The organism is Methanolobus halotolerans (assembly GCF_004745425.1).
GTDB lineage: Archaea > Halobacteriota > Methanosarcinia > Methanosarcinales > Methanosarcinaceae > Methanolobus > Methanolobus halotolerans.
The window spans coordinates 37,439-62,308 of the sequence record NZ_PGGK01000009.1 but is presented as its reverse complement, the minus strand read 5'-3'; the positions used below and the strand labels follow the sequence as shown (position 1 = coordinate 62,308).

General features: G+C 45.9%; 37 protein-coding genes and 1 tRNA gene. 3 read left to right on the top strand and 35 right to left on the bottom strand.

Annotated elements, in window-relative coordinates:
* Nucleotides 1–2: 2 nt before the first annotated feature.
* The 3 genes from CUN85_RS09150 to CUN85_RS09140 form a co-directional block, all read right to left on the bottom strand.
* A complete protein-coding gene (locus CUN85_RS09150) occupies nt 3–569 on the bottom strand; it encodes a 30S ribosomal protein S4 (protein ID WP_135390025.1) in 567 nt (188 codons plus the stop codon).
* Nucleotides 570–582: 13 nt separating this feature from the next.
* Complete coding sequence (locus CUN85_RS09145; protein WP_135390024.1) at nt 583–1,029, bottom strand: 30S ribosomal protein S13; 447 nt, start codon at nt 1,027–1,029, stop codon at nt 583–585.
* 299 nt (nt 1,030–1,328) lie between these two features.
* Nucleotides 1,329–2,477 (bottom strand): MFS transporter, encoded by a 1,149-nt coding sequence (locus CUN85_RS09140; protein WP_235856270.1) that lies wholly within the window; start codon nt 2,475–2,477, stop codon nt 1,329–1,331.
* Nucleotides 2,478–2,717: 240 nt separating this feature from the next.
* Between CUN85_RS09140 and CUN85_RS09135 the strand changes: the two genes are divergently transcribed.
* A complete protein-coding gene (locus tag CUN85_RS09135; RefSeq protein WP_135390023.1) occupies nt 2,718–3,503 on the top strand; it encodes a DUF7139 domain-containing protein in 786 nt (261 codons plus the stop codon).
* A 2-nt stretch (nt 3,504–3,505) separates the two neighbouring features.
* Nucleotides 3,506–4,567: a rod shape-determining protein gene (locus tag CUN85_RS09130; protein WP_135390022.1), complete on the top strand. Its 1,062-nt coding sequence runs from the start codon at nt 3,506–3,508 to the stop codon at nt 4,565–4,567.
* Between the two features lie 155 nt (nt 4,568–4,722).
* Here the strand turns inward: CUN85_RS09130 and CUN85_RS09125 are convergent.
* The 30 genes from CUN85_RS09125 to CUN85_RS13005 form a co-directional block, all read right to left on the bottom strand.
* A tRNA-Ser gene (locus tag CUN85_RS09125) sits at nt 4,723–4,806 on the bottom strand.
* 8 nt (nt 4,807–4,814) lie between these two features.
* Nucleotides 4,815–5,819 (bottom strand): RNA-guided pseudouridylation complex pseudouridine synthase subunit Cbf5, encoded by a 1,005-nt coding sequence (locus tag CUN85_RS09120; RefSeq protein ID WP_135390021.1) that lies wholly within the window; start codon nt 5,817–5,819, stop codon nt 4,815–4,817.
* A gap of 17 nt (nt 5,820–5,836) precedes the next feature.
* Nucleotides 5,837–6,379 (bottom strand): (d)CMP kinase, encoded by a 543-nt coding sequence (gene cmk / locus CUN85_RS09115; protein ID WP_135390020.1) that lies wholly within the window; start codon nt 6,377–6,379, stop codon nt 5,837–5,839.
* Nucleotides 6,380–7,000 carry a DUF106 domain-containing protein gene (locus CUN85_RS09110; protein ID WP_205804404.1) on the bottom strand — a complete coding sequence of 207 codons (621 nt, stop codon included), beginning with the start codon at nt 6,998–7,000 and terminating at the stop codon, nt 6,380–6,382.
* A gap of 26 nt (nt 7,001–7,026) precedes the next feature.
* Entirely contained in the window at nt 7,027–7,674 is a 648-nt protein-coding gene (locus CUN85_RS09105) for an adenylate kinase (protein ID WP_135390019.1), read from the bottom strand.
* A gap of 18 nt (nt 7,675–7,692) precedes the next feature.
* Nucleotides 7,693–9,171 carry a preprotein translocase subunit SecY gene (gene secY / locus CUN85_RS09100; protein WP_135390018.1) on the bottom strand — a complete coding sequence of 493 codons (1,479 nt, stop codon included), beginning with the start codon at nt 9,169–9,171 and terminating at the stop codon, nt 7,693–7,695.
* A 138-nt stretch (nt 9,172–9,309) separates the two neighbouring features.
* Nucleotides 9,310–9,747 carry an uL15m family ribosomal protein gene (locus CUN85_RS09095; protein ID WP_135390017.1) on the bottom strand — a complete coding sequence of 146 codons (438 nt, stop codon included), beginning with the start codon at nt 9,745–9,747 and terminating at the stop codon, nt 9,310–9,312.
* Nucleotides 9,748–9,752: 5 nt separating this feature from the next.
* The gene (locus CUN85_RS09090; protein WP_135390016.1) at nt 9,753–10,214 is read right to left on the bottom strand and encodes a 50S ribosomal protein L30; all 462 of its coding nucleotides are present in this window, start codon (nt 10,212–10,214) and stop codon (nt 9,753–9,755) included.
* Between the two features lie 2 nt (nt 10,215–10,216).
* Nucleotides 10,217–10,849 carry a 30S ribosomal protein S5 gene (locus CUN85_RS09085; RefSeq protein ID WP_135390015.1) on the bottom strand — a complete coding sequence of 211 codons (633 nt, stop codon included), beginning with the start codon at nt 10,847–10,849 and terminating at the stop codon, nt 10,217–10,219.
* A gap of 8 nt (nt 10,850–10,857) precedes the next feature.
* A complete protein-coding gene (locus CUN85_RS09080; protein WP_135390014.1) occupies nt 10,858–11,379 on the bottom strand; it encodes a 50S ribosomal protein L18 in 522 nt (173 codons plus the stop codon).
* A gap of 44 nt (nt 11,380–11,423) precedes the next feature.
* Nucleotides 11,424–11,885, bottom strand: a complete 462-nt coding sequence (locus CUN85_RS09075; protein WP_135390013.1) for a 50S ribosomal protein L19e — start codon at nt 11,883–11,885, stop codon at nt 11,424–11,426.
* A 1-nt stretch (nt 11,886) separates the two neighbouring features.
* Complete coding sequence (locus tag CUN85_RS09070; RefSeq protein ID WP_135390012.1) at nt 11,887–12,276, bottom strand: 50S ribosomal protein L32e; 390 nt, start codon at nt 12,274–12,276, stop codon at nt 11,887–11,889.
* Nucleotides 12,277–12,285: 9 nt separating this feature from the next.
* On the bottom strand, nt 12,286–12,819 hold the full coding sequence (gene rpl6p, locus CUN85_RS09065) for a 50S ribosomal protein L6 (protein WP_135390011.1): 534 nt from the start codon (nt 12,817–12,819) through the stop codon (nt 12,286–12,288).
* A 15-nt stretch (nt 12,820–12,834) separates the two neighbouring features.
* Nucleotides 12,835–13,227, bottom strand: coding sequence for a 30S ribosomal protein S8 (locus CUN85_RS09060; protein WP_135390010.1), 393 nt, complete (start codon nt 13,225–13,227; stop codon nt 12,835–12,837).
* Nucleotides 13,228–13,237: 10 nt separating this feature from the next.
* A complete protein-coding gene (locus CUN85_RS09055; protein WP_135390009.1) occupies nt 13,238–13,390 on the bottom strand; it encodes a 30S ribosomal protein S14 in 153 nt (50 codons plus the stop codon).
* Nucleotides 13,390–13,887, bottom strand: a complete 498-nt coding sequence (locus CUN85_RS09050) for a 50S ribosomal protein L5 (protein WP_135390058.1) — start codon at nt 13,885–13,887, stop codon at nt 13,390–13,392. The genes CUN85_RS09055 and CUN85_RS09050 overlap by 1 nt, the downstream gene beginning before the upstream one ends.
* Nucleotides 13,888–13,891: 4 nt before the next feature.
* A complete protein-coding gene (locus CUN85_RS09045; RefSeq protein ID WP_135390008.1) occupies nt 13,892–14,602 on the bottom strand; it encodes a 30S ribosomal protein S4e in 711 nt (236 codons plus the stop codon).
* A gap of 8 nt (nt 14,603–14,610) precedes the next feature.
* The gene (gene rplX, locus CUN85_RS09040; RefSeq protein ID WP_135390007.1) at nt 14,611–14,964 is read right to left on the bottom strand and encodes a 50S ribosomal protein L24; all 354 of its coding nucleotides are present in this window, start codon (nt 14,962–14,964) and stop codon (nt 14,611–14,613) included.
* Between the two features lie 10 nt (nt 14,965–14,974).
* On the bottom strand, nt 14,975–15,373 hold the full coding sequence (locus tag CUN85_RS09035; protein WP_135390006.1) for a 50S ribosomal protein L14: 399 nt from the start codon (nt 15,371–15,373) through the stop codon (nt 14,975–14,977).
* A complete protein-coding gene (locus CUN85_RS09030; protein WP_135390005.1) occupies nt 15,370–15,699 on the bottom strand; it encodes a 30S ribosomal protein S17 in 330 nt (109 codons plus the stop codon). The genes CUN85_RS09035 and CUN85_RS09030 overlap by 4 nt, the downstream gene beginning before the upstream one ends.
* A gap of 5 nt (nt 15,700–15,704) precedes the next feature.
* Nucleotides 15,705–16,016, bottom strand: coding sequence for a ribonuclease P protein component 1 (gene rnp1 / locus CUN85_RS09025; protein ID WP_135390004.1), 312 nt, complete (start codon nt 16,014–16,016; stop codon nt 15,705–15,707).
* 1 nt (nt 16,017) lies between these two features.
* Nucleotides 16,018–16,221 (bottom strand): 50S ribosomal protein L29, encoded by a 204-nt coding sequence (gene rpmC, locus CUN85_RS09020; RefSeq protein WP_135390003.1) that lies wholly within the window; start codon nt 16,219–16,221, stop codon nt 16,018–16,020.
* Nucleotides 16,221–17,168 (bottom strand): 30S ribosomal protein S3, encoded by a 948-nt coding sequence (locus tag CUN85_RS09015; RefSeq protein ID WP_135390002.1) that lies wholly within the window; start codon nt 17,166–17,168, stop codon nt 16,221–16,223. The genes rpmC and CUN85_RS09015 overlap by 1 nt, the downstream gene beginning before the upstream one ends.
* Nucleotides 17,168–17,623, bottom strand: a complete 456-nt coding sequence (locus CUN85_RS09010) for a 50S ribosomal protein L22 (RefSeq protein WP_135390001.1) — start codon at nt 17,621–17,623, stop codon at nt 17,168–17,170. Before CUN85_RS09010 ends, CUN85_RS09015 begins: the two co-directional genes overlap by 1 nt.
* Before the next feature lie 11 nt (nt 17,624–17,634).
* A complete protein-coding gene (locus CUN85_RS09005) occupies nt 17,635–18,048 on the bottom strand; it encodes a 30S ribosomal protein S19 (RefSeq protein WP_135390000.1) in 414 nt (137 codons plus the stop codon).
* Between the two features lie 16 nt (nt 18,049–18,064).
* Complete coding sequence (locus tag CUN85_RS09000) at nt 18,065–18,778, bottom strand: 50S ribosomal protein L2 (protein ID WP_135389999.1); 714 nt, start codon at nt 18,776–18,778, stop codon at nt 18,065–18,067.
* 11 nt (nt 18,779–18,789) lie between these two features.
* Nucleotides 18,790–19,038, bottom strand: coding sequence for a 50S ribosomal protein L23 (locus CUN85_RS08995; protein ID WP_135389998.1), 249 nt, complete (start codon nt 19,036–19,038; stop codon nt 18,790–18,792).
* On the bottom strand, nt 19,035–19,796 hold the full coding sequence (gene rpl4p / locus CUN85_RS08990; protein ID WP_135389997.1) for a 50S ribosomal protein L4: 762 nt from the start codon (nt 19,794–19,796) through the stop codon (nt 19,035–19,037). Before rpl4p ends, CUN85_RS08995 begins: the two co-directional genes overlap by 4 nt.
* A 5-nt stretch (nt 19,797–19,801) precedes the next feature.
* The gene (rpl3p, locus tag CUN85_RS08985) at nt 19,802–20,815 is read right to left on the bottom strand and encodes a 50S ribosomal protein L3 (protein ID WP_135389996.1); all 1,014 of its coding nucleotides are present in this window, start codon (nt 20,813–20,815) and stop codon (nt 19,802–19,804) included.
* Between the two features lie 91 nt (nt 20,816–20,906).
* The gene (locus tag CUN85_RS13005) at nt 20,907–21,071 is read right to left on the bottom strand and encodes a hypothetical protein (RefSeq protein ID WP_167848845.1); all 165 of its coding nucleotides are present in this window, start codon (nt 21,069–21,071) and stop codon (nt 20,907–20,909) included.
* A gap of 296 nt (nt 21,072–21,367) precedes the next feature.
* Here CUN85_RS13005 and galU point away from each other — a divergent pair, with 296 nt between their 5' ends.
* Entirely contained in the window at nt 21,368–22,294 is a 927-nt protein-coding gene (gene galU / locus CUN85_RS08980) for a UTP--glucose-1-phosphate uridylyltransferase GalU (RefSeq protein ID WP_135389995.1), read from the top strand.
* 34 nt (nt 22,295–22,328) lie between these two features.
* On the opposite strand, the gene CUN85_RS08975 is transcribed toward galU, so the two are convergent.
* Nucleotides 22,329–22,925 carry an indolepyruvate oxidoreductase subunit beta gene (locus tag CUN85_RS08975; RefSeq protein WP_135389994.1) on the bottom strand — a complete coding sequence of 199 codons (597 nt, stop codon included), beginning with the start codon at nt 22,923–22,925 and terminating at the stop codon, nt 22,329–22,331.
* On the bottom strand, nt 22,922–24,751 hold the full coding sequence (gene iorA, locus CUN85_RS08970) for an indolepyruvate ferredoxin oxidoreductase subunit alpha (protein ID WP_135389993.1): 1,830 nt from the start codon (nt 24,749–24,751) through the stop codon (nt 22,922–22,924). The genes CUN85_RS08975 and iorA overlap by 4 nt, the downstream gene beginning before the upstream one ends.
* Nucleotides 24,752–24,870 lie beyond the last annotated feature (119 nt).

The following is a 24,870-nucleotide window of genomic DNA, read 5'->3' as shown; positions in this document are numbered from 1 at the left end:
CTTTATTCCTCCTTTGCTAATCCTGCTACAGATGATGCGACCTGTGCCGGCCTTTCTGCATGGCCTTCACTTGTAAGTGGGGACCTGCCATAGTAATCTATACGCATCTCTTCGTCCTTGGACACAAGTACGCCGGGAATGGTGACCTTCTTCCCATCGATCGCGATATGACCGTGGGTGATGAACTGTCTTGCCTGCTTGGGAGTGCGTGCCAGTCCAAGTCTGTGGACCTGCGTCTGCAGCCTGCGTTCCAGAATTGAATTGGTCTGCAGACCAAGAATATCATCGATATTGGCGTCTCCATGAATAATTGAGTAGCGGATGAGCCTTGCAAGGATCTGGTCAGTTTCCGTCTTCAGGTGACCTGTAAGTTCTCCTTCTGCTGATTCTGCCAGAAGTCTGCGGGCATCTGCCCTGTATCTTCTCAGGATACTGTGTGCCTTCCAGAGTTCCTTCTTGTTACGGAGACCGTACTTTTTGACGAGTTCAAGTTCACCGGCCATCCTGGCTGCCTGCCATGGATGTTTTGGAGTATCATAACTCTTTCTTTTTTTACCTGGATATCCCATAAGATCACCTTAATTACTTCTTCTTGCTTACGCCGATGGTTGAACCACGCCTGCCGGTGGATTTTGTCCTCTGGCCCCTAACTTTAAGGCCTCTCTCGTGCCTCAGACCACGGTATGCTCTGATCTTCTTAAGAGTGTTGATATCCTCTCTGAATGTGAGCATTATGTCCTGTCCGAGCAGGTGCTTATTCTCACCTGTCAGCGGATCCAGCTGCCTGTTGAGCATCCATTTAGGCATATTCTTTTCGAAGTCATTGATAGCTGCATCGAGCTTTGCAACGTCCTCGTCTGAAAGATATCCGATAACCCTTTTTGGGTCAACGCCAGTACTGTCTACGATAACCTTTGATGTTCTTAATCCGATACCACGTATACCTGTCAGCGCATTTATTACTGGCTGATTACCCTGAAGGTCAGTATTCATGATACGGACAAGATGTCTAATTTCTTCGTCTGCCATATGATTCCTCCTTAAGGATGCAATGCATCCCGTAGCCCCGGGATCGAAAAACCCGGCACACCCCTAATCCGGGGTAATGTTATTCTAATAATAGAACATGACTCGGCTGTATTTACTATTTTTTGTACTTAACATTGTCCATGCAAGAAATAGTAATGCAAGCGAGCATTCACTAGCAGTTTATAGTTTAAATACTTTCCCACATGAACATACACAGATTAACCTGCCGGGATGCCGGAATCGCTTCTGTTGATAAACTGAACACGGATGGCTGCCCAAAGGCAACCTCCGGCAATATATCAGTCCTTTAACGGTACGTGTGCCTGCAGCTTCTCAACCGCCTGCAGGGGTAAGCGATCCTTTGCATTAAACACCAACATTCCTACAAAGGCACAGAGAACCCCAAAAAGCATAGTTTCCCTGTAACCGGAGAGCTCAAGGATCAGACCTCCTGAAACCGATCCTAAAATACTTGCTGCGGCCAGTGTGGAATTGAGAATACCAGAGGCAGTGGCTTTATCCTTATTGCGTTGAATCAGCAATTGGTTCGTACCCACAAAAAGAAAAGACCATCCAAAGGCTATAAAGAACATTCCGGGGACCAGGAAGATGAAACCGGGTGCCAGGAAGTAGACCAGAAAAGCCAGTCCGGACATGATGAAACCCCATTTTACAAGCCATTCGTTCCTGAAATCATCCAGTCTGCGCATAACAAGGAACTGAATAAGAGGATTTATGGCATAGATGACCCCTATCCAGAAACTGGATGCACCCATATGTAAAAGATAAAGAGGCATAACCGTCCAGACTGCACCCGCTCCTGCATGCCTGATAAAAACAGATAGATAGGCAGGACTGTTTTTAGAGAAGGTATCCACTGAGAAATAACTCACTTTAACAGAAGGTTTCTGTACATCCTTCAGACCCAGGGCAGTGACAAAACATACTAAGTAAAACAGTGAAGAGAGTACAAACAAGTACTGGACGTTCTCAATGAAGGCGGCCAGCAGGAAACCTAACATCCATCCAAGAGAGCCGAAGGAGCTGAACTTACCTATACTTCCCTTCTGGTAATAGATATAGACCGTAAGTGCAGCAGGATATATGCTCATGCTGAAGCCAGCCATTGCCCTGATCAGCGAGAGCGAAATGGCATCATAAGCAAATATCTGCAGGAAGAAAGACAGCGCGGACAGTATCAGACCGATGAGGACTATAGGACGCAGGCGGTTGATATCAGCCGCTTTGCCGAATATGAATGAAGACAGAAAGGAAGCAGCACCAAAAGCTGCAGTTATCATCCCCACCTCTAAAAAAGAAGCGCCAAGAGACTTGGCAAATATAGGAATGAAAATATGGGACATTGTATGTGAGGAACTTGCAAGTAATTGGATAGTATTGATTTTCATGGTGGCTAAGGTCCCCAGACCTACACGCCGGTATTTCAAACTATGTACACATAATTTTGAATAAGTAAACAAATTATAGTTGTGTTTCGATAATTTACACCGATTTTTTTTCTATTAGCCCATTCAAAGCATATTACTTCAACTGGTTACTGGCAGCCTATGTGAGAGATAAATAGATAATAATTTAGAAGGATAAATAAAAACACATATATTTAATTTTATGTATACAATATATAACAGGCGCAAACTATATACTAAATACAATATATAATTAAAGTGATGGAATCAAAACTCAGATACTATTTTGGGTCGATGGTGTTCCTGTCTGGCCTAATACTATCCATTAGTGCCATCGGATTTGCTATAATGGTTCATCTCAGGAGAACATCTGATCCCTCGGAAATAATAACCACTTATGGCATTCTGGGCGTTGGACTTTCCTTTATATTGATGGGAATAAACCTCATGGTGAGTCAGCGCAGACCTTACGGACTTTATAGTAATTGGGTTATGATATTCGGATTCCTGTCTTCGATTTTCGGTGTAGGCCTTTTTGCAGCATTCTATACAGATAACTGGGTCTATCCAAATGTCAGCTATGTGTCTTTTGCATATGCATCGGGCATCTGCCTGCTTTCGGGAAATGCCTTTGGGAATGCAGTTCTCAAACTCATTGAAGAACGTTCCAGGCAATTGGTTGACACAAACATAATCAACCAGTATTCTGTAGAGGACATTGAAAAGGAAGTAGAAAAAACTTTAAATGAATCGTTTTCCGAAACCACCAGGTTTTCTGCATTTAGCCTAGGCATAAAAGAGGAAAACCCGGTTTTTATTCCAGGCAAAGCTTTGAAAGATTCAACACAGAACAAGATCGAAGTAAAAGATAGTATCAGGGAAGTCGAATGTCTACAAAATACTATCAGCGGAAAGGTCAAAGTGAACGATTATGGCATCGATCTGACGACTAAAATGTTGAGCGAAACGATGAAAAAACACACAGAGGCACAGAATCAAAGTTTATCTGATAAACTTAAGATCAAACTGAACTCTATGAGGAGATAAACATGGCAAAAGGACTTGATGTTGGAACTATGAATATAATATGTGCGGAAAAAGGAAAAGGAGATTCTATTTCATTCGCACAGCAAAGGAATGCATTTTTAGAAATGGAAGCCGGTGATCTGGCACAGAACATGCTGGACAGCGCCAAGATACTGTACACCCAGAAAGGGAATACTATCAATGTACTTGGAGAAGATGCTTTCAAATTTTCAAATGTATTCAATAAGCCTATCAGGAGGCCAATGAAACAGGGGATCATCAGCCCTGATGAAAAAGAATCGATCCCCATGATCAAACTGATCATCGAAAGAGTATTAGGTCAGCCTGAAAAAGAGGAAGAGATCGTGTATATCTCCGTTCCTGCAAGCCCTGTTGACAGCAAGGTCAATGTGTTGTATCACAGCAAAACTGTTGAGGCTCTGGCAAAGAGATTAGGATACAGGACAAACCTGATCGATGAAGGCCTTGCAGTTGTGTTTTCAGAACTTGGGGATTTCAACTTTACCGGGATTGGCATAAGTGTGGGAGCAGGCATGACAAATATAACTGTTGCCTATCTTGCAACCCCTATTGTCTCTTTCAGTATTGCAAGAGGCGGAGACTGGATAGATGAACAGGTATCAAGTGCCACCGGAGTAGCCAACGAAAGAATAACAGCAATAAAAGAGAGTGACTTTTCATTCAACTCGGATTATGAAATCGGAAGCGTCCAGGGTGCACTTGCCCTTTATTATGATGCCCTGATAACCTATATTATTGCAAACCTGAAGAAAAAGCTCTCAGAAGTAGCCCCCCCGGATGCAGAATTCCCGATCGCGGTCGCAGGCGGCAGCAGTCGTGCAAAAGGATTCCTGGAGATGTTTGAGATGAGGATTTCCGAAGCCAATCTTCCAATAAACATCTCCAAGGTCAAAAAGAACAAGTATATTGCCTCAGACTCAAAGGATCCGATGTATTCCATTGCAAGAGGTTGCCTGATCGCAGCCCTGACAAGAGAGGATGCTGAGTTTGTAGAAGTACCCAAAGAAGAGGAGGAGAAAGCTAAAAAAGCAGTTACAGTTTAATCTCTTTTTCCTTTTTATATTCTATTTTTACATATTCCATTACCAGAATATACCAGCTGTTTTGACTGATATCTCAGAAATATACATGGTAGCATGTTAAAACCACTTTGTATTACAAAATATAACCAGGCAAATCACAACTGAAGACGATAAAGCGCCGAGGGGGGGATTCGAACTCCCGAGGGGCGGATGCCCCACAAGCTTTCCAGGCTTGCGCCCTACCGCTAGACTACCTCGGCATGATTGATTATTTTGGTTTGCTGTGCCAGCCTTGCGGATAAGTGCCAGCATCCATTATTATTCTTTCGGTCCTTGCTGCAATCCCATGCTCGGAATTGAGCATTTCCTCTGCACTCATCTGAGATCTGCAAAGTGCAACAACCTCACCTTTTAAAGAGAACAGGCAGACCTGATCATCTTTCTGTATTTCACAGTCAAGAGCTGCTATTCCGGGAACCGCAAATGCCGCACCCTGACATACCGCATCAACGGCGCTATCACGGATGACTATCTTCGGGAGGTGGCTAAGGCCCTCTTCCATAGGCTTTATATATTTGCGCAGGTAGGATTCATCCTCCTCCTCTTCCCAGAATACGCAGGCATCTTTCAACTGATGCAGCGTTACCAGGGAATCTTCCCTGAAAGGACCGGTTTTTGTCCTGCGCAGTTGCTGCATGTGAGCCCCGCTTCCAAGTGCGGTGCCAATATCATGACATATTTTACGTAGATAAGTTCCTGCCTCACATCCGACCCTCATCAGCACAGACTTATCCTTTACCTCGATCACCTCAAGGTAGTAGATCATCCTTACACGTACCTCACGCTTCACAGCAGATATAACAGGCGGCATCTGAAAGATGGGTCCTGTGAATTGCTTACAGATACTGCGCACCCTCCTTTCAGAAACAGGCTCATGAAGGCGCATCAGGCAGATATACTCCTTTCCCGACAGACGCAGAGCGGAAACTGCTTTTGTGGCCTTACCAAGCATTATAGGCTGGACACCGGTCACTCCGGGATCCAGGGAACCCGAATGACCCGCCCGGTTCAACCCGAGGATATCCTTTACCCAGGCAGTCACCTCGTGACTGGTGGGACCGCGAGGTTTGTCAAGATTAACTACACCCATCTCAAGATATTCCTTTACAGGCCTTTCAATAGGAGAGCACCCATAAGCAGGATTGGTTGTCGCATCTGTCTTTTGTACAAGTTTGCGCGGATATTCGGAAGGTAGCATATCAGAGGATTTCATAGCGGAACCTGTTACAATTAAATTTTATCGCAAAATTCTTCAGAAAAAGTGTCTATTGCACATGAGATAATATCAGCGACCATGTATTGATCCCATTTAGAGGAATCGACAATCAGATCATATATAGATAAGTCTCTTATATCGATACTGTAGATACTGCTATAACGGGTCGCTTCAGAAGCCTCACGTTCTTTTGTTTCATCCAGTTTTTCCTCGAACAGACCGGATTCACGTCCGGCAATTCGATTGACCCTCACTTCCACAGGAGCCTTTATCCAGACCTTGAGCGCTCTGCCCGCCATATGACCTGCAAGTCTTCCCTCAAGGATTAAGTTGTCCCTTGTGTTGGCGATTTGCCTCTGGCGTTCATCTATCTTGAGATCGATGGAATCATCAGACTCCGCCAGCTCACCGAACTCCGCAAGCGACATCCCATATTCCCTGGCAAGGGAGCGGAATACCTCCCCTGCAGAGACCATCTCAAGTCTGTACCTCTCCGCAAGGATACGGGAAACAGTGGTTGTGCCACTGCCCGGAAGACCACTGATAGTCAGCAGCAATTAAACTCCACCGACATCCAGCGCTTTTCGGATAAGCTGACTTACTGCCAGAGAAGCAATGAAGTACCAGAATATCCAGTACTGGAAAGGACCAATAATGGCATCAGTCAGTATCTGTTCACCCCAGAAGGGAAAAAACATTGTTGCAGTTCCATGGCTCTTAATGTATAGATATGCCCACATGAACAGAGGGAGCGATATTATACTGATATATGCCATGGGTTTGAACTGCTGTTTTGACATTTCCAGTTGATCCCCCATCATTTCACTACGCTGGGTCTCCATCTTCTTCATCAGTGAAGTGTTGTTGGAAAGCTGGGCTTCCCTGAATTCCTTCTGGAACACACGCATCTTTTCCTGGGTAGAACGCATCAAGTCCCAGTCCATTGTGTATTTCTGAATGAGCGTTGCGTAAAGGGCAGTTATGGCTGCCATTATGAACAGTACAATGTGAAAGTTACTGGCACCCAGAAGTGTCACGAGCGGGTCCATTACAAAACCCACGGACTTGCCCAGGGAATCCCTGAAATCCTCACCCAGGATAACAATACCCAGCATCAGTGAAATACCCAGAGCAAGCAGTAGCTGTTCAAACTTCTTCTTAAATTCGGCAGTTGCCAAAACATATCACCTATATCAGATTATTTTTACTTGTAGCGATCCATTACTCTGGATACCGCTCCAAACACTTCATTGACAGTACCGTTCCCGTCAATGTTCACAAGAAGATCTCTCTTCTCATAATAGTTGATCAAAGGTTTGGTCTTCTCATTGTAAACTGCAAGTCTCTGCTTGACAACATCTTCCCTGTCATCTTCGCGTTGATAGAGCTGTTCACTGCATGCATCACAAACCCCTTCCTGTACGGGCGGGTTGAACATCTGATGATAACTCTCACCACAGGAACACGTTCGGCGGCCACTTATCCTTCTCACGACCTCATCATCAGATACCTCGATATTAATCACCGCATCCAGTGGCTTCGATATTTCCCGGAGGATATCGTCCAGTGCATCTGCCTGAGGTATCGTCCTCGGATAACCGTCCAGAATATAACCTTTTACACAATCGGGTTTTTCCAGGCGATCCTTGATAAGACCTATAAGCACCTGGTCAGGGACAAGTTCGCCTTTATCCATGTATTCTTTTGCTTTCAGACCAAGTTCGGTGCCCTCACGGACATTTGCCCGGAGGATATCACCTGTAGATATATGCGGAATTTCATACTTCTGTGACAATTCCTTGGCCTGGGTGCCTTTTCCTGCACCCGGAGGACCAAATAATACTATGTTCATTATCGATCAACACCTCTTTTATTCCCGCCCGAAGAAAGACCTCATCATCGGGTGCATCTCCATCATCTGCTCAGATGCTATGTCCTCATAGAGACGGTATACAATACTGACAGCAAGCAGAAGACCAGTACCTCCTGCACCTCCCAGCGTACCAAGCAGACTGGCGACCAATGTCAGTAAACCAATGAAAGCACCACCGATTATCGTGACTTTTGGAATGTAGCGCATCATCACCTTCTCGATACTTCCTATGTTTCTCCTGAAACCGGGTATCTGCATGCCGGAATTGAATATCTTTCTGGCTGTGGGCTTTGCACCCATTCCGGTTGTTTCGATCCAGAAGAGAGCGAATATGATACCACCGACTATAAGGAATGTAGCATCGGTCAGTACATGAAGACCTATCTGCCATGTTGCCGGAGCAGGGACACCATAACCGGAGAATGACTCCCTCACAAGTGAGGGTATCCAGTCATACGGACTGTGTATCGGAGCAAGGTAATACATTATACCATTAACGGGAGTGGAACCTACATATTCTCCGAAGATGGTAATTCCCCTGCCACTAAGCACGATACCGATCAGCTGTATATTGGCCTGCAATGCCCTTACAAGGATCATCGGAAGGACTGAAGCATAGATGAGCTTTACAGGAAACTTACCTCTTGCACCTCTTACGGCACTGTGTGCCAGGGGTATCTCAATACGGGTACTTTCCACATATACTACAAGAAGGAAAATGACCACCGTACTGACAAGCGCAAGTATGCCTCCATTGATGAGCATGAACATAAGACCGTCGCCTGTGAACAGGTAATCAGCACCTACATTCTGTATAATATATATCCATTTAGGGAAGAAACCTGCCGGTAAACCGGTCGTGTCCGCAGTCCAGTTGAACAGACCCGTTACTATCTGTTGAGATACACCAGCCACGATGAACAGACCTACGCCCGAACCGATTCCCCATTTGGAAACCACTTCGTCCATGAAGAGGATCAGTATACCACCTATACATATCTGGATGAATAGAAGGGCTGTAAGGGCAGTTGCGTCAATACCCAGTGTCGCTGCAAGTGCTGCATCCGGCATTATATAGCCACCTGCGATCTGCGGCAGAGCCTCAAGGACGATCATAACAAAAACCAGTGCCTTCTGTGCACCCTGGAAAAATGCCTGGTCGTCCGGGTTGGACATATCGAGCTTAATAACATCAGCACCGACCAGCAATTGCAGTACGATTGAAGCAGTGACTATAGGACCTATACCAAGGAGCATCAATGATCCCGATGCTCCTGCAAAGAATGCTCGATAAGATTCGAACAGGTCGATCGAATCAGGGGACAATCCAAATAGCGGCACATTCGCAAGCACAAAATAGAGCACAAGAATACCAAGCGTCCACGTTAGCTTGTTTTTAAAATGCACGTGCCCTTCCGGACTTGCAACCGCAGGCAATTTATTAAAAATTGGTTTTAAACTTTCCTTAAGACTCATTAATTCCACCCTTGATTGGGAAATCCATACTTTTTGGGGTAAAACAACCCTAAATAGCCTTAACCATTAATAAATATACTCTATCTATTTTAGATAAAATAATAAAATGTATAAATGAATAGGTAATGCCAAAAGGCATTACTCTTCAGGTTCTGTGCAGGACCCACCTGCGCCCTCTATTTTACTTTTTGCGGTAGCCGAGAAATTACCAGCTGTTACTATTAGTTTCTTTGAGACCCTGCCTGCACCAAGAACTTTCTCAATTCCAAGACCATTAAGATCTATATAATAGACCTCTTCCCGAAGTTCCGCAAAACCATCTTCAACAAGTTGGTCTGCAAGCTCATCCAGTTCTCCCACATTTACAATGGAAGTGTCCCGGATGGTCTTTAACGGACGGCTGAAACCTCTTTGGTGACCACGGCGGTACCCGAGCTGCAGTGCACGGGTTGCATGGTGAGCGTTCTCACCACATCTACCTCTGCCACCACGATTTCCGGCACCACGCCTGTTCTTACTGGTGCCTCCTCCGCAGGTGCGTGATCCTCTGAACTTTTTAGTGTTACCTTTTACCATGCAGATCACCTCATCTTTTTCAAAAGGAGATTGATATCCTCACCATTGTTACCAAGGATACCACCCTGTTGTGCAGTCCTCTTAATGCCTGCATGTCCTTTTCTTGGAGGATGGAGTCTGAATACCGGCTTTAGAGCTGGAACATCCTTAAATGTAGTGTTACCATCTATAACCGCCTGTGCGAATGCTTCGATAGAAGGGAAATCCGTGTTCTCCGCGATATATTCATTGGTGAGCTTTGCTCCACCCTGCAATGTACCACGGTTCTTAAGCATCTCTGTAAGTGTTTCCACATCTATTGAGCCGTACGCTACATAATCCTTGACTTTCTGGATCATCCCTTTATTGTGAGGATTGTCGCTGAGAAGGACACAGTGGTTCATCCTGTGCAAACGAAGCATCTTCAGAGTATCTTCAATGGATCCCCTGACATTCACATTACCACGTACTCTTACAAGAGCGTACATTTTCAAGCCTCCTCTTCCATAGTCATGGGTAGCTTAATGGTACCGGTATTGTGCAGTGCGTTGAAAGTTGCCTTTGCGAAGTTCAGCGTGGTCCTTGTGGTACCTTCGGTCCTGGTCCATACATCCTTGATTCCCGCCTTCTCAAGCACCTTCCTTGCAGTATCACCTGCAGCAAGTCCAAGTCCGAGGGGAGCAGGTTTGAGTTCTACAATGACACTACCCGCTTTTCCTCTTACTTCGGATGGTACGGTGTGTTCACGGCCACATGCACATTCCCATGAGCCGCATCCACGCCTGACCCTTACTATATTGATCTTGGCATTATCAATTGCCTTCCTTATAGCAGGACCAACCTGGACATCCTTTGCCTGCCCGAGGCCTACAAAACCATTACCATTCCCTACAATGACAGTTGCTCTGAATTTAACACGGCGTCCGGAGTCAGTCATCCTCTGGACCATGTTGATATCGAGCACTTCATCTTCGAGATCAGGTAACAGAATATCGATTATTTTGGGTTCTCTGACCGGAAGTCCGGAATCGATAGCTTCATTCATGGAAGTGATCTGCCCTTCATGAACGAGTTTTCCAAGCCTTGTCAATGGAACCCATTCTTGTTCATATTCATATGCCATATAATCACCTAATTGAAGTCAGCAGAGATTTTTTCCTTAACTGCATCGAACAGTTCCGGCAGATTCGATCCTTCCATATACTCTGCTACGTGTTCTCCTCTTATCCGTTCTTCTGAAGGCAGTATTGAAGGATTGTGAGGAATCTCAAATCCAGAGTCAACAATACCTTTCAGGGTTGCATACACACGTGATCCGGGAGATGCTGCATGGAGTCCCAGGTCAAGAACGCCATATTCGAATCCCTTATCCTGTGCCCTGTAACCGAAAAGAAGGCCGGTAAGGTACGCAGCCGGGGTGTTGCCAGTAGATGCGTCATACCCGTATTTCTTGAGTTCCATCGAAACAGCGGATAAAAGGGTTATATCCCCTTCCGACTTTGGGGCAATGAGCTGGACCTGCATATGCCTCGAGCTCTTGCGCACGACCACACGATCTTCTTTTGAAAGAAGTAACCTGAGTCTCAGGTGGTAATCAGTGCGACCTTCTCTTCGTCTCCTGAAAGCAACTTTATATCGGGGTCCTGTTGCCATTATCAGCTCCCCCTGATTAAATTATAATATAAATGATTCATGTGTTATTCCTCACCCTGTTTCATGAGTTTCTCGGACTCCAGGTGTGCTTCCAAGTGAGCGACACTGCGGTATTCTCCACCTTTTGCTTTACGATACACCTTGCAATAGGTAGATTTATCCAGTGAACCGTCTGCGCGCAGTTCTTTAAGTCTGTTTCTAAGAGCACGGATCTTTTTCATCCATTGCTCTTTACTTGGGTTACGTGCACCCTGCTTACCTTTCCTCTTACCGTGTCCTTTACGGTGTCCGTACTTGCGCTTGGTATCTCTTATTCTTGCACGTCCACGACTGACACCCTTTACAGATTCCGACTTGATATTACCAAGCTCGATCTGCTCACGTATGTCGGCCCTTGTGATAGCAACTGCAATATCACCTGCAGCTTCCGGGTTAAGCCAAACCCTGTGAACACCGCAGCCAAGAACTTCCGAAGCAATCCTTTTCTGGTTGGTCAGATGAGTCATCTCACTCACTCCTCATCGGATTCAGGATCTTTATACCAAGTTCTGAAGCCTTTGCCTGAATAATCGTTTTCTTCCTTGCACCGACCGTTCCAGCAATCCTTATTGCTTCAGAGGAAGCGTCGACATTATCAAGGTCGCTGATCGTGTTTACAAATACCTCGGAATACCCGGATGGGTGGAAACCCTTAACGACCTTAGGACTACCGTAGCCAACCTGTGCAAGAGCACCTTTTGCCTTGTAGTGCCTGCGCTGTTTGCCTCGAAGACCCCTTGGGCGTCTCCAGTTTGAATCCAGGCGCTTGTACTTGTGGGAGTCTGTCCTTTTGAATTCGGGTTTTTTACCCTTCTGGACCTTTCTTGCCTTAAAGAGGCGTTTGATTTTTCCTTCCATTCAAATCACCTACGCTGTCTTCTCCACTATGTAAATTCCATCCTGGAATATACGCGGGTCAAACCTTTTGATCTTTGTTGCCTGTTCGATATTAGCTGCTGTCTGACCAACATCTTCCTTGTTGATGCCTGAGATAATCACTTCATCTGAACTTGTCTTTACAGATGCCTCACCAAGGATCTTTGCAGAACGGGCTTTCTTCTCACCGAGGAAATTGCCAATTATGAGCTTCTTACCCTCAACTTTTACCTGCATCGGGAAGTGAGCATAGACAACTTTCATACGGTATTCGAAGCCTTCTGTTACACCATTTAACATATTTGTGACATGTGAAGCAAAGGTACCTACCATTGCTTTCTGAGTCTTCTTGTTAATTGTAGTATCGATGATGATCTCAGAGTCCGTAATCTCGATATTAATACCGGGATACCAGAATTTTCTTTCATTCTTGCCTTTGGGCCCGGACACTGAAAGGATCCTCCCCGTGAACGTAACAGTGACGCCATCGGGAATTGGGATTTCTTTTTTGATTTCTTTTGCCATGATATCCCTTCTCCTTCAGTAAACATAAGCGAGTAACTGTCCGCCTACGTTATTCTCACGAGCCTCGTACTGTGATATTACACCCATAGATGTGGTCAATATAATTGTACCGAAATTCCTTGCAGGCAGATACTGCTTCTCCCATCTTTCGAAATCTGCAGCACCTACTGAATAACGCGGCTTGATAGCACCACACTTGTTGATCCTACCAATTAGTTCTACTTTGTAAATACCTGCCTTACCATCTTCTATAAACTCAAACTCGCCGACATATCCACGGGACTGCATGACCTTCAGGACAGTTCCGATGAGCTTTGAAGCAGGCTGAATCGTACAGGAGTTCTTACCTATAACCTCAGCGTTCTTTATAGTGGATAGAGCATCAGCAAGCGGATCTAATAATACCATTTATCTCACCTCACGTATATTTCTCGAATCCCATATCGTGGGCAATCTCACGGAAACAGTGTCTGCACAGGTAAATATCATATTTCCTGACGAGTCCCTGTTTTCTGCCACATCTTTTGCATTCGTGTGCGCCCCGGCCGAAGTTCTTTGTGGTCTGAACCATTAGACAACCTCCACTGAATATTTGTCTTTAAAGAAGTTGATCGTATCATCCTTTATTATCCTGTGTGATGCAGGGATACTGGTTTTTGATATCCTTCTTTTACTTATTCTGTAACCCGGACGATTGACGACTACGTTAATATCCATGCCAAATATACCGATATTCGGGTCGTATCTCATACCAGGGAAATCAGTGTGTTCTTCTATACCAAAGGTCACATTCCCGTTCTTGTCAAACTGTGAAGTACGAAGATTGCTCTCAATGATACCAAGTGCAGTGGTCAGGAACTTTTCAGCACGCTCGCCTCTGAGAGTAACCTTACATCCGATTGGTTCACCTTTTTTTATACTAAAAGCAGGCAAAGTTCTCTTGGAGTATGTCCTGATGATCTTCTGCCCGGTGATAGCGCCGAGTATGCCTTCGGCATCCACGAGATGCTGACCGCTTTCTCCTACACCCATATGAACTACTACCTTATCTACAACAGGTGTTCTCATTACATTACTCAACTGCCTCACCACCGAGTTTGATCTCTGGCTCGTTCTCACCGATCACTACCACATAGTCCTCGATAGTCTCAAAGTCATAATCACCGGATATCGAAACAGTGTTGTTCCTGGAACTGCGGACAGTGTTGATCTCTTTGATCGTACCAATCTCACCGGTGTGTCTGCCACCGACGATCATTGCAAGGTTGCCAACTTCGTATTTAATGTGTTTCAGCACATTTTTGTCAGGCAGTGAAAGGATAATTGAGTCCTTTGTATTATAATCGTTGGATCCCACAACGTTTGAACCGTCACTGAGGTTAAGCTGTATGACCCCGTTTTTAATAACAGTCTTGCCGTTGATCCTGCAAAGCTTGTTCACATCGGAATCTTCCAGTTTATGAAGCTCAAGCCTTCCCTTACGGTCAAGTAGGACACGATAAGAAACATCCTCATCAGGAATTGATACGACGTCCAGTAACCCTATAGGGAATCTGAGATCTTTTCTAACTACACCGTCGACAAGTACTTTGCCCTCGGAGAGTACGCGCTTTGCTTCTGCACGATTGTCAACTATACCCAGCATGTCCCTCAATACTACAGCAAGAGGGATACTCTGCTCTTTATGATGTGGACCAGGTCTGGTAGAAGTGACCCACTTATTAGATTTCTTTGATACCTGCCAGCTATTCGGTACAGATATTCTTTTTTGATGTTTGCCCACAGAATCACCTACTTCCTGCTGATAACTGCTTCCCTGCGTTCATCCTTCATCTCAAGGGATGTGATCATCACATTTGAAGGATATACAGGTCTTGCAACTTCAGTTCCGTCTGCCTTTGACACACTGACACCTTCAACAACGATAGTTCCGTGCTTCAGGGAAATTGCCTCGACTTTGCCTGTGCTCCCGGAGTGGTCTCCACGCATTACTTTTACAACATCGCCTACGATGACGCTTGCTGATCTGCAACCGTATTTAGCACGCAGTTCCTTTGAAAGGGGAGCACCCATATATTTCTGCCTTATATGTAGAGGAGCATTATATCTTGCTTTCCTCTGCTTTCTTGGCTGATTTGATACCATTATTCACACCTCATGCAACTATGGATGCCGTGGTACCGATCTTTGGATACCTTTCGGCCGCTTCCCTTGCAACCGGACCTTTGAAGTCAGTTCCCTTTGGGACACCGTCTTTGTCAACGATGACAACTGCATTGTCCTCAAAGGAAACCCTCAGGCCGTCCGGGCGACGGAACTCCTGCTTCTGGCGTACTATAACAGCCAGAATGATCTGCTTACGCATCTCAGGCGTACCTTTCTTTACAGACACAACGCACATGTCACCAATACCACCCTTTGGATGTCTGTTCTTGACACCACGGTATCCTTTGACAGATATAATCTCAACTACACGGGCACCAGTATTGTCCACACAATCTATGCGTGCTCCACTGTTCAGAGCACGTGGGATGTTTGATCTGATACCCCTCATGCCTGAGCCTCCGTCTTGATTACCACATATGATTTGGTCTTGCTCAACGGTCTGCATTCTGCGATCGTCACAACGTCCCCTACCTTTGCACCTATGCAGGAAGGATTGTGTGCATGGATCTTAGACTGCCTCTTCTCATATCTCTGATATTTCTTGATAAGCATTTCATGCTTGCGCTGGATGACCACGGTCTTGCCCATATCGTCGCTAACTACGGTCCCTACAAGGACCTGTCCGCGAACAGGCAGTTCTCCATGGAATGGACAATTAACGTCATTGCACTCCTTATCCGGAGCCGGGACATCCAATCCAATATCTCTTGCCATGATTATTACCTCATGCGTATTTTTCTAATATTCTTGGTTCTGTTCTCAGGTTGTGAGAGCAGAAGGTTCCCTTCTATCTTCACATGCTTCTCAGCATGATTGCCCGACAGGCGGGCGGGTATCCGAAACATAAAGGTCGTGCCTATCTTTGGAACCATTTTATCCTGACCTGTTTCTGTTCGAACAATTATCATGTTCTTTGTTTCGTCAACCACTTTTCCGCTTATACTGCTAAGTGTTGGGTTAGTAGCATCTACAACTTCAACTGCTAATCCAATTAATTCGTGGAATATTAATTTTGAAGGAGTGATTTCCACTTCAGATCTCCTTCATTTCTTTCTGGATTGTCTTGATCCTGGCAATTGTTCGCTTCAACTCCCCGATCCTTCCGGGGTTGTCAGGAGCTCCTCCTGCAGATGAAAGCGCACGTTCGCGAATGAGTTCATCCCTCATCTTGTCAAGTTCATCCATCCTTTCCGCAGGGGACATGTCCCTCATCTCGTTCAACCGAAGAATTGCCATTACTTCTCCTCCTTATGAACACGTGCGATAGGATGCCAGTAATCGTAACCTTCGTGCTTGTGCTGCCATACACCGTCCAGAAGTCTGCGTTCATCTTCCATTGGTTCTGGCTCTTCAGGCTCTTCTTCAGATGTTTCCTCGACGATCTTCTCGCTTACGTACTCGGATTCTGCCTCTACTGCAGGCCCGGGAGCTTCTGAAAGTGTTTCCTCAACAACTTCTTCGGCTTCCTCTTCGTCTGCAACCTCGCCTTCAGGTTCGGTCTCAACAAGCTTCTTGAGGTCAGCAGCCGGTTCTTCACTGACAGGAGCTGCTGCTTCTGCAGGAGCTGCTTCTGCAATATCCTCTTCAACGATCTCCTTCAGGTGGAAAGAGTCAGGCAGCACTGCACCGGGAGGAATGATCCTTACTTTGCAGCCAACAGTTCCGAGTTTTCTTACAGCTGTCGCAAAACCCTCGTCGACGATTTCATCCACAGGTTTTCCTGCGTGCTTGATATAGCCGTTAACGAGTTTCTCGACCCTTGATCTCGAACCGGTCAGTTTCCCGGACATGACTATCTCACAACCCAGTGCACCTGAGTTCATGATGGCCCTCATGGTATTGTGACCTGCTTTTCTGAAGTACCAGCCCCTCTCGATAGAGGAAGCAAGGCGTGAGGCCATCATCTGGGCATTGAGTTCAGGTTTTCGGACCTCCTGTGCATCTATCTGAGGGTTATCGATGTCATACATCCTGTCGATGTCCCTGGTAAGTTTACGAATAACTTTACCAGCCTTACCGATAACCATTCCTGGTTTCTCGGAGTAGATGGTGATCTGCGTACCCATCGGAGTACGATTGATATCCATGCCACCGTAACCCGCCCTACTAAGCTGTTTTGCGAAATATTCATCCATTGAGGCTTTTACATAACCTTCCTGGACAAATTTTCTCTCTATTGCCATTAGCGCACCTCGTTCAAAATTATCTCGATGTTTATAGTCTCCGTGTTCTTGGGACTTCCACGACCGCGAGCCCTTGGTCTCATTCCATGGATGACACGACCGCGCTTTGAAGCAACATGTACTATATACATCTGGTTGGATTCGAGTCCCTTGTATTCAGCATTGCTCCTTGCGTTTTCCAGGATCTTCAGATAAGCTTCTGCGACCTTGACAGGATATCTGCCTGTTGCCATAGCACCCTTCCTGTGTCCTGCACCTTCATGGTGTCTCTTGAAAGGAACTGCCTGTTTCATTTCGATAACATCTTCAAGGTACCTTTGGGCGACCTCGATACGCATTCCTTTTATAGCGTTTCCGACTTCGCGGGATTTCTTAGGTGATATGTGAAGCTCCGCACCCATCGCTTTGGCAGACGTCTTCTGGTCAAATTCTACTGTATATCCAATTCTCGCCATACACTATCACCTTACTTCAACGGAACGAACTTGCTTGAACGGGTTGCTCCGACACCTGCACTTCCGTGGTTGACCTTCGGTCGGGTTGGTGCGAATTCTCCAAACCTGTGTCCGATCATTTCCGGCTGTATTTCTACTGCCACAAATGTTTTACCATTGTACACTTCGATGTTCTTGCCTACCATGTCAGGGTAGATTATAAGGTCCCTGTAGTGGGTTCGTACGTTATCCTTACCGTCCTTGAGGTTCTGGATTACCTGCTTTCTGCCTTCCGTGAATCCTTTTTTAATAGTACGGCGTTCACGGGCAGGCAGAAGTTCAGAGAATTCCTCTATGCTCAAGGATTTGAGCTCTTCAACCGTTTTGCCACGGAATGTATATTCACCTTTTCGTTTTGGTAATTTGGATGATGCTTTTCTTGCCATGCTCTAAGCCTCCGGTTTAACGCTTTCCTGTCCTGCGTGATGCGATCTGGCCGACCTTCCGTCCCGGAGGTGCATTTCTGCTGACCGTGGTTGGTTTTCCGGGATGCTGCCTGTTACCTCCACCGAAGGGGTGGTCAACTATGTTCATGGCGACTCCTCTTACACGTGGATATTTTGCAGCTCTTGTCTTCATCTTGTGATACTTCTTACCTGCCTTGAGGAATGGCCTGTCAACCCTTCCGCCACCTGCGATTATACCAATCGTTGCACGGCATCTTGGATTCAGCCATTTCATCTCACCTGAAGGCATCTCTATGACAGTCTTACCACGCTCATGGGATACTACTGTTGCATATACCCCGGAAGCACGTGCGAACTGTCCGCCATCGTTTGGCTTGCTTTCTATATTACAGATAGGGATACCTTCAGGGATCTCTGCCAGTGACAGGATGTTTCCTGGTTTTACTTCTGCGGAGATTCCGCAAGCAATCTTGGCACCCACTGCAATACCTTCTGGTGCAAGGATCAGACGTTCCTCACCATTATCAAATGAAACTTTTACTACAGGCGCGGAACGGGCCGGGTCGTGTGTGACCTCGAGCACTGTACCATAGATAGTATCATTCTCGTCTACACGAGGATGTTTCATCGAGGCCTTAAACTTGTGTGATGGTGCTCTGTAAGTAGGAGATCCACGACCTCTGTTCTGTGATGTGATTCTTTTTGCCATATCGATTCACCTCACATCAGACCAATCCGTGTAGCGATTTCGTTGGCAGCTTCTACGCCTTCGAAAGTCACTATGGCCTTTTTCAGGCCTTTCATTGTGCTCATAGTACATACAGAGGCAACCGGGAAGCCATACATTTTCATGACCTCGGCTTTGATCTGATTCTTGTTTGCGCGGGAATCGACAATAAACTGGAGTTTGTTGTCTTCCAGAAGCATCATTGCTTTTTCAGTAATGAATGGATAGTTGATTACGTTCATTCGAACATTCCCTCCAGATCAGCTATTGCAGATTCTGTCCACACTGTCAATCTGCCGGCGTGGGTTCCTGGTGCAAGGACCTCAGTGTTCAGGGAATCGACCGATACTACATCCACACCTGCAAGATTCCTTGCTGATCTGAAAAGTGCCGTATCGTTTGACGCTACGATCAGGATACTCTTCTTATTCTTGTATCTCCTTCCACGTAGCTTACCTTTTCCGGCCCTGATGTGCTTGCCGTCCTTTGCACGAAGGACATCTTCATAGACACCTGCAGCCTGCAGGAAACTGATAATATCCTTTGTCTTATCAAGGTCTTCAAGCGTCTTCTCAGCTATCAAAGGAAGCTGAGCATCGAACTTGTGACCGCGTGCCCTGACCACATCTGCATTTGCTGTGGTTGCAATGGCTGAACGGATTGCCATGCGTCTTTCTTTTTTGTTCACTTTCTCGGTTCTGTCTGTTTCGGTCTTCGGAGGGTGTGCCCTTCTACCACCGACAGCCTGAGGCACTCTTGCTGCACGGCTACCGTTTGAAATCCTCGGGATCTGTGCTGCACCTCTGCCTGAGCCCCATGAATGTGCGGAGGTTTCCATACCTGCATACATTCTGGGACCATAGGGCTGAAGCCTGTTTGCCTGTGCTGCAAGAACAGCTCTTTTGATAAGATCAGGCCTGTATGCCTCATCGAACACTGCAGGCAACTGCAGATCGCCCTTGCTGTTACCGGATAAATCTATTATCTTTACTGTGACCATTCACTTCACCCCTGTTTGGACTGTGTGCTCACGTGAAGAAGCTGCGGTTCAGCCATTGCAGGCGCCTTTGACCTCATAGGATCTCTTAGCCTTACAAGCCTCTTGGAAGGTCCGGGAATGCTACCTTTGAGCAGGACATAATCTCCTCTGACAAGTCCGTAATTAAGGAAACCACCGTCAGGGTTGATCTCTTCACCATCAGTGGAGACTTTCATAATGCGCTTGTTGTATTCTGTCCTCTGGTGGTAACCCATCTGACCCATCTGTGGTACTCTCCAGCTTACGCGGGCCGGATGGAAAGGACCGAGGGTTCCGACCTGCCTGAGACTCCCCTGACGGGAGTGCTTGTTTTTAGCCAGATTGATGCCCCATCTCTTGACAGGCCCCTGAGTGCCTTTTCCGGTGGTAATGGCTGCCACATCCACGAACGCACCATTGCCGAATACATCACTGATCTTCATCTCGGTTCCAAGTACTGACTTCGCATAGTCGAACTTATCCTGTACACTTGAACCATTGACAGCTGTTTCCATTATATCTGCATTCTTCTTGGGAACACCTGTAAGATTCTTTGGTAAAGTATAGGTAATGACCTTAATGTCAGAAACATTGCCTTCTTCGATCAGACTACCAATCTTCTCCAAAGCTGCATCAGTGTTGGATTCCTTTGGTAATTTGATGGTCTTTCCAAGACTTTCGTCAAGTTCGGAGTTCCACGCATCAGCAACAGCCTTCTCACCGTCTGAGGTTTTATTGTAGGCACGGATAGCAGCAACACGAATAGCAGGTGTTTCCACAACTGTGACAGGTACTGAGATCTCCATGCCTTCTGTCAGACTGTTCTTCACATCATCAACCAATATCACGTGAGTCATGCCCACCTTGTACCCTGCAAAGTCCTGAAGTTTTGGTTCTCCTGCGGACTCCGGCCATGAGTTGAATCTTGGGATGTGGCTTATTGCTCTTTTGCGCGGACTGAAAGCGAGTGAACCTCGTCTTGGTCTATGTCCTTTTGCCATTCTTATTCTCCTGATTACACATTTTATTCTTAAGTGGGACCACACGAAAATGCATGGTCAAGATGCAAAAAAGTCATCAAGTCTACCAGAATCAACCTGATTCAGACGGTAATAACGCTATGTGAACTCCACGTATACTATCGTACACGCATTCAGCGTAGCGACCTGCCGTTTCCATATCATTGACGGACCTTGGCATACCCATAAAGGGGGCAAACTCCGGTGTCATCTCGAAAAGATTTAAACATCTCTGCATTGTTATGTACTGAATTGTACACGACGGGCATTCTTGAAGAGGCCCTATACTTTATGTTAAATCCGACTTTTTCGCACTGTAAGTTTAATTCAGCTAGATATCCTTCACTTAATCTAACGTTGCGCCATTAAACGTAAATTAAGTATTTATAATCTTTGCATGAAAAGGAGGTAATCCTGAAAGACAACAAACAATCAATGCAAAATTTCGTGAAGTAAATCAAAAAACCATATCAAACCATATAAGTATTAATGCAGTTATATTAAAAACCTGAAACGTATAACAGGAGTTAGAATGTGGAAGTCAAAAAAGCCGTAATACCCGTTGCAGGGCTTGGAACAAGGTTCCTTCCCGCGACAAAATCCATGCCAAAAGAAATGCTCCCGATAATAGACAAGCCAGTGATCCATTATGTAGTAGAGGAAGCCATAGCATCAGGAATAGACGACATCGTGTTCATTACAGGCAGAAGCAAAAGATCCATTGAGGATTATTTCGACGACTCACCGGAACTTGAGAATCACCTTCGGAAAAAAAACAGTGAGAATCTCTTAAAGATAGTACAGGATATCTCCTCCATGGTCGATATCCACTACATCAGGCAGAAAGAGCCCCGGGGACTCGGTGATGCAATCTTCACAGCAAGGAAGCACATCAACGACGAACCCTTTGCAGTACTGCTTGGTGACGACATTATCGTAAATGAAAAACCATGCACCAAACAGTTGATAGATAACTTCCTCAAGTACGGACGTTCCACAATAGCAGTGGAAGAGGTGCCCAGAGAAAAGATCAGCAGCTATGGAATTATTAAAGGCAAAGCCATGGACGATTCCCTATACACACTGGAAGACATAGTAGAGAAACCAAAGCCGGAAGATGCCCCATCTAATATAGGTGCCATCGGAAGATATGTTTTCACACCCGAGATACTGGACTGCATAAAGGAAACTGCAATGGGGGTCGGCAATGAAGTACAACTTACCGATGCCATACGCCTTTTAAATGAAGAACAGATGATATACGCATACAGGTTCAGTGGTAAAAGGTACGATACCGGAGATAAAGTTGAATATGTTAAGGCCATCATAGATTTTGCTCTCAAGAACAAAGATATGCAAGAGCAAATAGAAGAACATATCAAAAGTAAACAGATGCACGTCAATGATAATTCAAGATCAGGTAACCAAAAGAACTGCAGGCCTGAAAGTATAGTTAAATAAGACAACAAAAGATGTAAATGGGATGACCTGAAGGTCATCCCTGTGTTACAGACCTTCCCATCTCAAAGGCCCTGACATTTATATCAACGGTCTTTGAAGGAACAAGCTCTCTTACACATTCCAGCAGGAAATCGACAGACACAGGCAGGTGATTTGAGATTGCACCTACCATTACAACATTCATGGATTGTGGATGTCCTGCCTCTTTTGCAAGCTCACTGGCATTGAATGCTTTAACTTTTCTTTTATCTTCCATGGCCGAGACAATCGCATCCACATCCGGATAAGTACAGAGTCCCGAAGTCACAGTCACAGGAAAGATCGGTTCGGTGTTCACTATTATGATCCCATCTTCGGAAAGGTAATCCATATACCTCAGTGCCTCACTTGGTTCCAGGGCAAGCAACACATCCGCACCTTTCAGAGGGATCATGGAACCAAGTTCACATCCAAGCCTGATGTGATTGACCACGGACCCCCCACGCTGGGCCATCCCATGGGTCTCTGCCGCACGCACGGACATATTCTCCTTTACAGCAGCTTTGCCTATTATGTCGGATGCAAGGATAGTACCTTGTCCTCCCACGCCGGCAATTACAAGATCGAAATTGGATATTCCCGGAGCACTCATTTTTTCACCTCATAGATGGCATCGAACTTACACATACTTGCACACACACCACAGCCGGTGCACATAATATTGATGGATGCCTTTTTGGACTTAATGTCAAACTCAATTGCAGGACAACCGAGATTTACGCACAACTTACATCCAACACATTCATCAGCATCGATGGTAAATGGCTTCCTGCGGATCCCAGAACGTTTTGCATCGATGACACAGAGCTGATTGGTGATCACAACAGATGTCCCCTTGTAGTCCTTTGCCCTCTTGAAGACCTCTTCAGTCTGTTTGAGGTCATACGGGTTAATGCTTTGCACGAATCCGGCACCCATGCTCCTGCAAAGAGCTTCCAGAGAAACTGCCACGGTATCTTCACCAGTGGCAGTCTTTCCCATACCAGGATTTGGCTGGTGACCGGTCATTGCAGTGATACGGTTATCAACAATGGTAACAGTGATATCAGCCTTATTATAAATAGCATTGAGAAGACCATTCATCCCGGTGTGGAAAAATGTGGAATCGCCAATGGAACAGCATATTGGTTTTTTCTCACCTGCCTGATACATCCCACTTGCAACGGTTATGCTTCCACCCATACAGAGCGTGGTGTCAACAGTGCCGCTCTGGATCCCAAGAGTGTAGCAACCTATGTCACTGGGGAAAATGGCATCCTTGCCATACACTTTTTTCATTACATGGAAGGTTGCCCTGTGAGAACATCCCGGACACATGACAGGAGGACGCATCGGCAGCTCTATCCTGCATGCATCGTAATCGAAATCCTCACCCGTATCAATTGGAACATCGGTTCTTTCAAGTCCGAGAACCTCTGCAAGGACATCCGCACATATATCGGCATTGAGCTCGAATATTCTTGGGACAGGACCCTGTATTTTGCCGATTATCTCTACGTTTGAGCCCGTTTCCTGTGCTATGATCCTTACCTGTTCCTCAACTACAGGCTCCATTTCCTCGAAAACGATCACTGTGTCAGTGTTCTCAAGCAAGGTACGTATCTTATTCACAGGAACAGGACAGGTCCCGATCTTGAGGAAAGATGCATCCACATCCTGCTTTATGATAGCTTCTCTTGCATAGACGGAGGCAATACCAGATGCAATGACACCAAGTCTGGTATCCTCGCGGATGTCCAGCTTGTTCCAGGGAGAGTCCCCAAGTTCATCGAGGATGTCCTTCTGAAGCTCCAGAAGGCGACCGTGCTGTACTCTGGCATTGCTGGGCACCATGACCCACCTTTGAAGATCTTTCCGGAAATCCGCAGCAGGCCTGTCTTCGCATACAGGCCCGAGTTCCACATCGGACTTGCCATGAGATATGCGTGTCGTGGGCCTGAAGATCACAGGTATCTGCAGCCGGTTGGATATTTCAAACGCATATGGCATCATGTCCTTTGCTTCCTGAGGAGTGCAAGGATCCAGGCACGGAATGAGAGAGAATTGTGAATACCTGCGGGTATCCTGCTCGTTCTGTGATGAGTGGCATGAGGGGTCATCTGCAACTATGATGACCATACTGCCCTTGATACCGGTGTATGCGAGAGTCATCAGAGGGTCTGCTGCAACGTTGAGCCCGACATGTTTCATAGTAACCACGGAACGTACGCCTGCCATAGAAGCACCGGCTGCCACCTCAAGGGCAACCTTCTCATTGACCGACCATTCTACGTAAAAATCCCTTTCCTTCATTATTGCCAGTGTACCAATAATCTCGGAAGACGGGGTCCCCGGATACCCGGATATGACCTGTCCTCCCCCTTCAACGATACCGCGCGCGATTGCAACGTTTCCAAGCATATACTCGCGTTTTCTCATGAGAATCTCCTGCCAGCGTATACTTAACGATTATTAATAAAGATATCTAAAGAAGGCGAAACCGTGACAGTGAGTGACATTGTTTGTTCTTTGAAAGCCATAAAAGAAAACTCCAACTA

Coding starts and splice junctions, on each gene's coding strand:
- CUN85_RS09150 (WP_135390025.1), bottom strand. CDS start 569: ATGGGATATCCAGGTAAAAAAAGAAAGAGTTATGATACTCCAAAACAT.
- CUN85_RS09145 (WP_135390024.1), bottom strand. CDS start 1,029: ATGGCAGACGAAGAAATTAGACATCTTGTCCGTATCATGAATACTGAC.
- CUN85_RS09135 (WP_135390023.1), top strand. CDS start 2,718: ATGGAATCAAAACTCAGATACTATTTTGGGTCGATGGTGTTCCTGTCT.
- CUN85_RS09130 (WP_135390022.1), top strand. CDS start 3,506: ATGGCAAAAGGACTTGATGTTGGAACTATGAATATAATATGTGCGGAA.
- CUN85_RS09120 (WP_135390021.1), bottom strand. CDS start 5,819: ATGAAATCCTCTGATATGCTACCTTCCGAATATCCGCGCAAACTTGTA.
- CUN85_RS09105 (WP_135390019.1), bottom strand. CDS start 7,674: ATGAACATAGTATTATTTGGTCCTCCGGGTGCAGGAAAAGGCACCCAG.
- secY (WP_135390018.1), bottom strand. CDS start 9,171: ATGAGTCTTAAGGAAAGTTTAAAACCAATTTTTAATAAATTGCCTGCG.
- CUN85_RS09095 (WP_135390017.1), bottom strand. CDS start 9,747: ATGGTAAAAGGTAACACTAAAAAGTTCAGAGGATCACGCACCTGCGGA.
- CUN85_RS09090 (WP_135390016.1), bottom strand. CDS start 10,214: ATGTACGCTCTTGTAAGAGTACGTGGTAATGTGAATGTCAGGGGATCC.
- CUN85_RS09085 (WP_135390015.1), bottom strand. CDS start 10,849: ATGGCATATGAATATGAACAAGAATGGGTTCCATTGACAAGGCTTGGA.
- CUN85_RS09080 (WP_135390014.1), bottom strand. CDS start 11,379: ATGGCAACAGGACCCCGATATAAAGTTGCTTTCAGGAGACGAAGAGAA.
- CUN85_RS09075 (WP_135390013.1), bottom strand. CDS start 11,885: ATGACTCATCTGACCAACCAGAAAAGGATTGCTTCGGAAGTTCTTGGC.
- CUN85_RS09070 (WP_135390012.1), bottom strand. CDS start 12,276: ATGGAAGGAAAAATCAAACGCCTCTTTAAGGCAAGAAAGGTCCAGAAG.
- rpl6p (WP_135390011.1), bottom strand. CDS start 12,819: ATGGCAAAAGAAATCAAAAAAGAAATCCCAATTCCCGATGGCGTCACT.
- CUN85_RS09060 (WP_135390010.1), bottom strand. CDS start 13,227: ATGGTATTATTAGATCCGCTTGCTGATGCTCTATCCACTATAAAGAAC.
- CUN85_RS09055 (WP_135390009.1), bottom strand. CDS start 13,390: ATGGTTCAGACCACAAAGAACTTCGGCCGGGGCGCACACGAATGCAAA.
- CUN85_RS09050 (WP_135390058.1), bottom strand. CDS start 13,887: ATGAGAACACCTGTTGTAGATAAGGTAGTAGTTCATATGGGTGTAGGA.
- rplX (WP_135390007.1), bottom strand. CDS start 14,964: ATGGTATCAAATCAGCCAAGAAAGCAGAGGAAAGCAAGATATAATGCT.
- CUN85_RS09035 (WP_135390006.1), bottom strand. CDS start 15,373: ATGAGGGGTATCAGATCAAACATCCCACGTGCTCTGAACAGTGGAGCA.
- CUN85_RS09030 (WP_135390005.1), bottom strand. CDS start 15,699: ATGGCAAGAGATATTGGATTGGATGTCCCGGCTCCGGATAAGGAGTGC.
- rpmC (WP_135390003.1), bottom strand. CDS start 16,221: ATGGCAATTCTTCGGTTGAACGAGATGAGGGACATGTCCCCTGCGGAA.
- CUN85_RS09015 (WP_135390002.1), bottom strand. CDS start 17,168: ATGGCAATAGAGAGAAAATTTGTCCAGGAAGGTTATGTAAAAGCCTCA.
- CUN85_RS09010 (WP_135390001.1), bottom strand. CDS start 17,623: ATGGCGAGAATTGGATATACAGTAGAATTTGACCAGAAGACGTCTGCC.
- CUN85_RS09005 (WP_135390000.1), bottom strand. CDS start 18,048: ATGGCAAGAAAAGCATCATCCAAATTACCAAAACGAAAAGGTGAATAT.
- CUN85_RS09000 (WP_135389999.1), bottom strand. CDS start 18,778: ATGGCAAAAAGAATCACATCACAGAACAGAGGTCGTGGATCTCCTACT.
- CUN85_RS08995 (WP_135389998.1), bottom strand. CDS start 19,038: ATGAACGTAATCAACTATCCATTCATTACTGAAAAAGCAATGATGCTT.
- rpl4p (WP_135389997.1), bottom strand. CDS start 19,796: ATGGTCACAGTAAAGATAATAGATTTATCCGGTAACAGCAAGGGCGAT.
- rpl3p (WP_135389996.1), bottom strand. CDS start 20,815: ATGGCAAAAGGACATAGACCAAGACGAGGTTCACTCGCTTTCAGTCCG.
- CUN85_RS13005 (WP_167848845.1), bottom strand. CDS start 21,071: ATGCAGAGATGTTTAAATCTTTTCGAGATGACACCGGAGTTTGCCCCC.
- CUN85_RS08975 (WP_135389994.1), bottom strand. CDS start 22,925: ATGAGTGCTCCGGGAATATCCAATTTCGATCTTGTAATTGCCGGCGTG.
- iorA (WP_135389993.1), bottom strand. CDS start 24,751: ATGAGAAAACGCGAGTATATGCTTGGAAACGTTGCAATCGCGCGCGGT.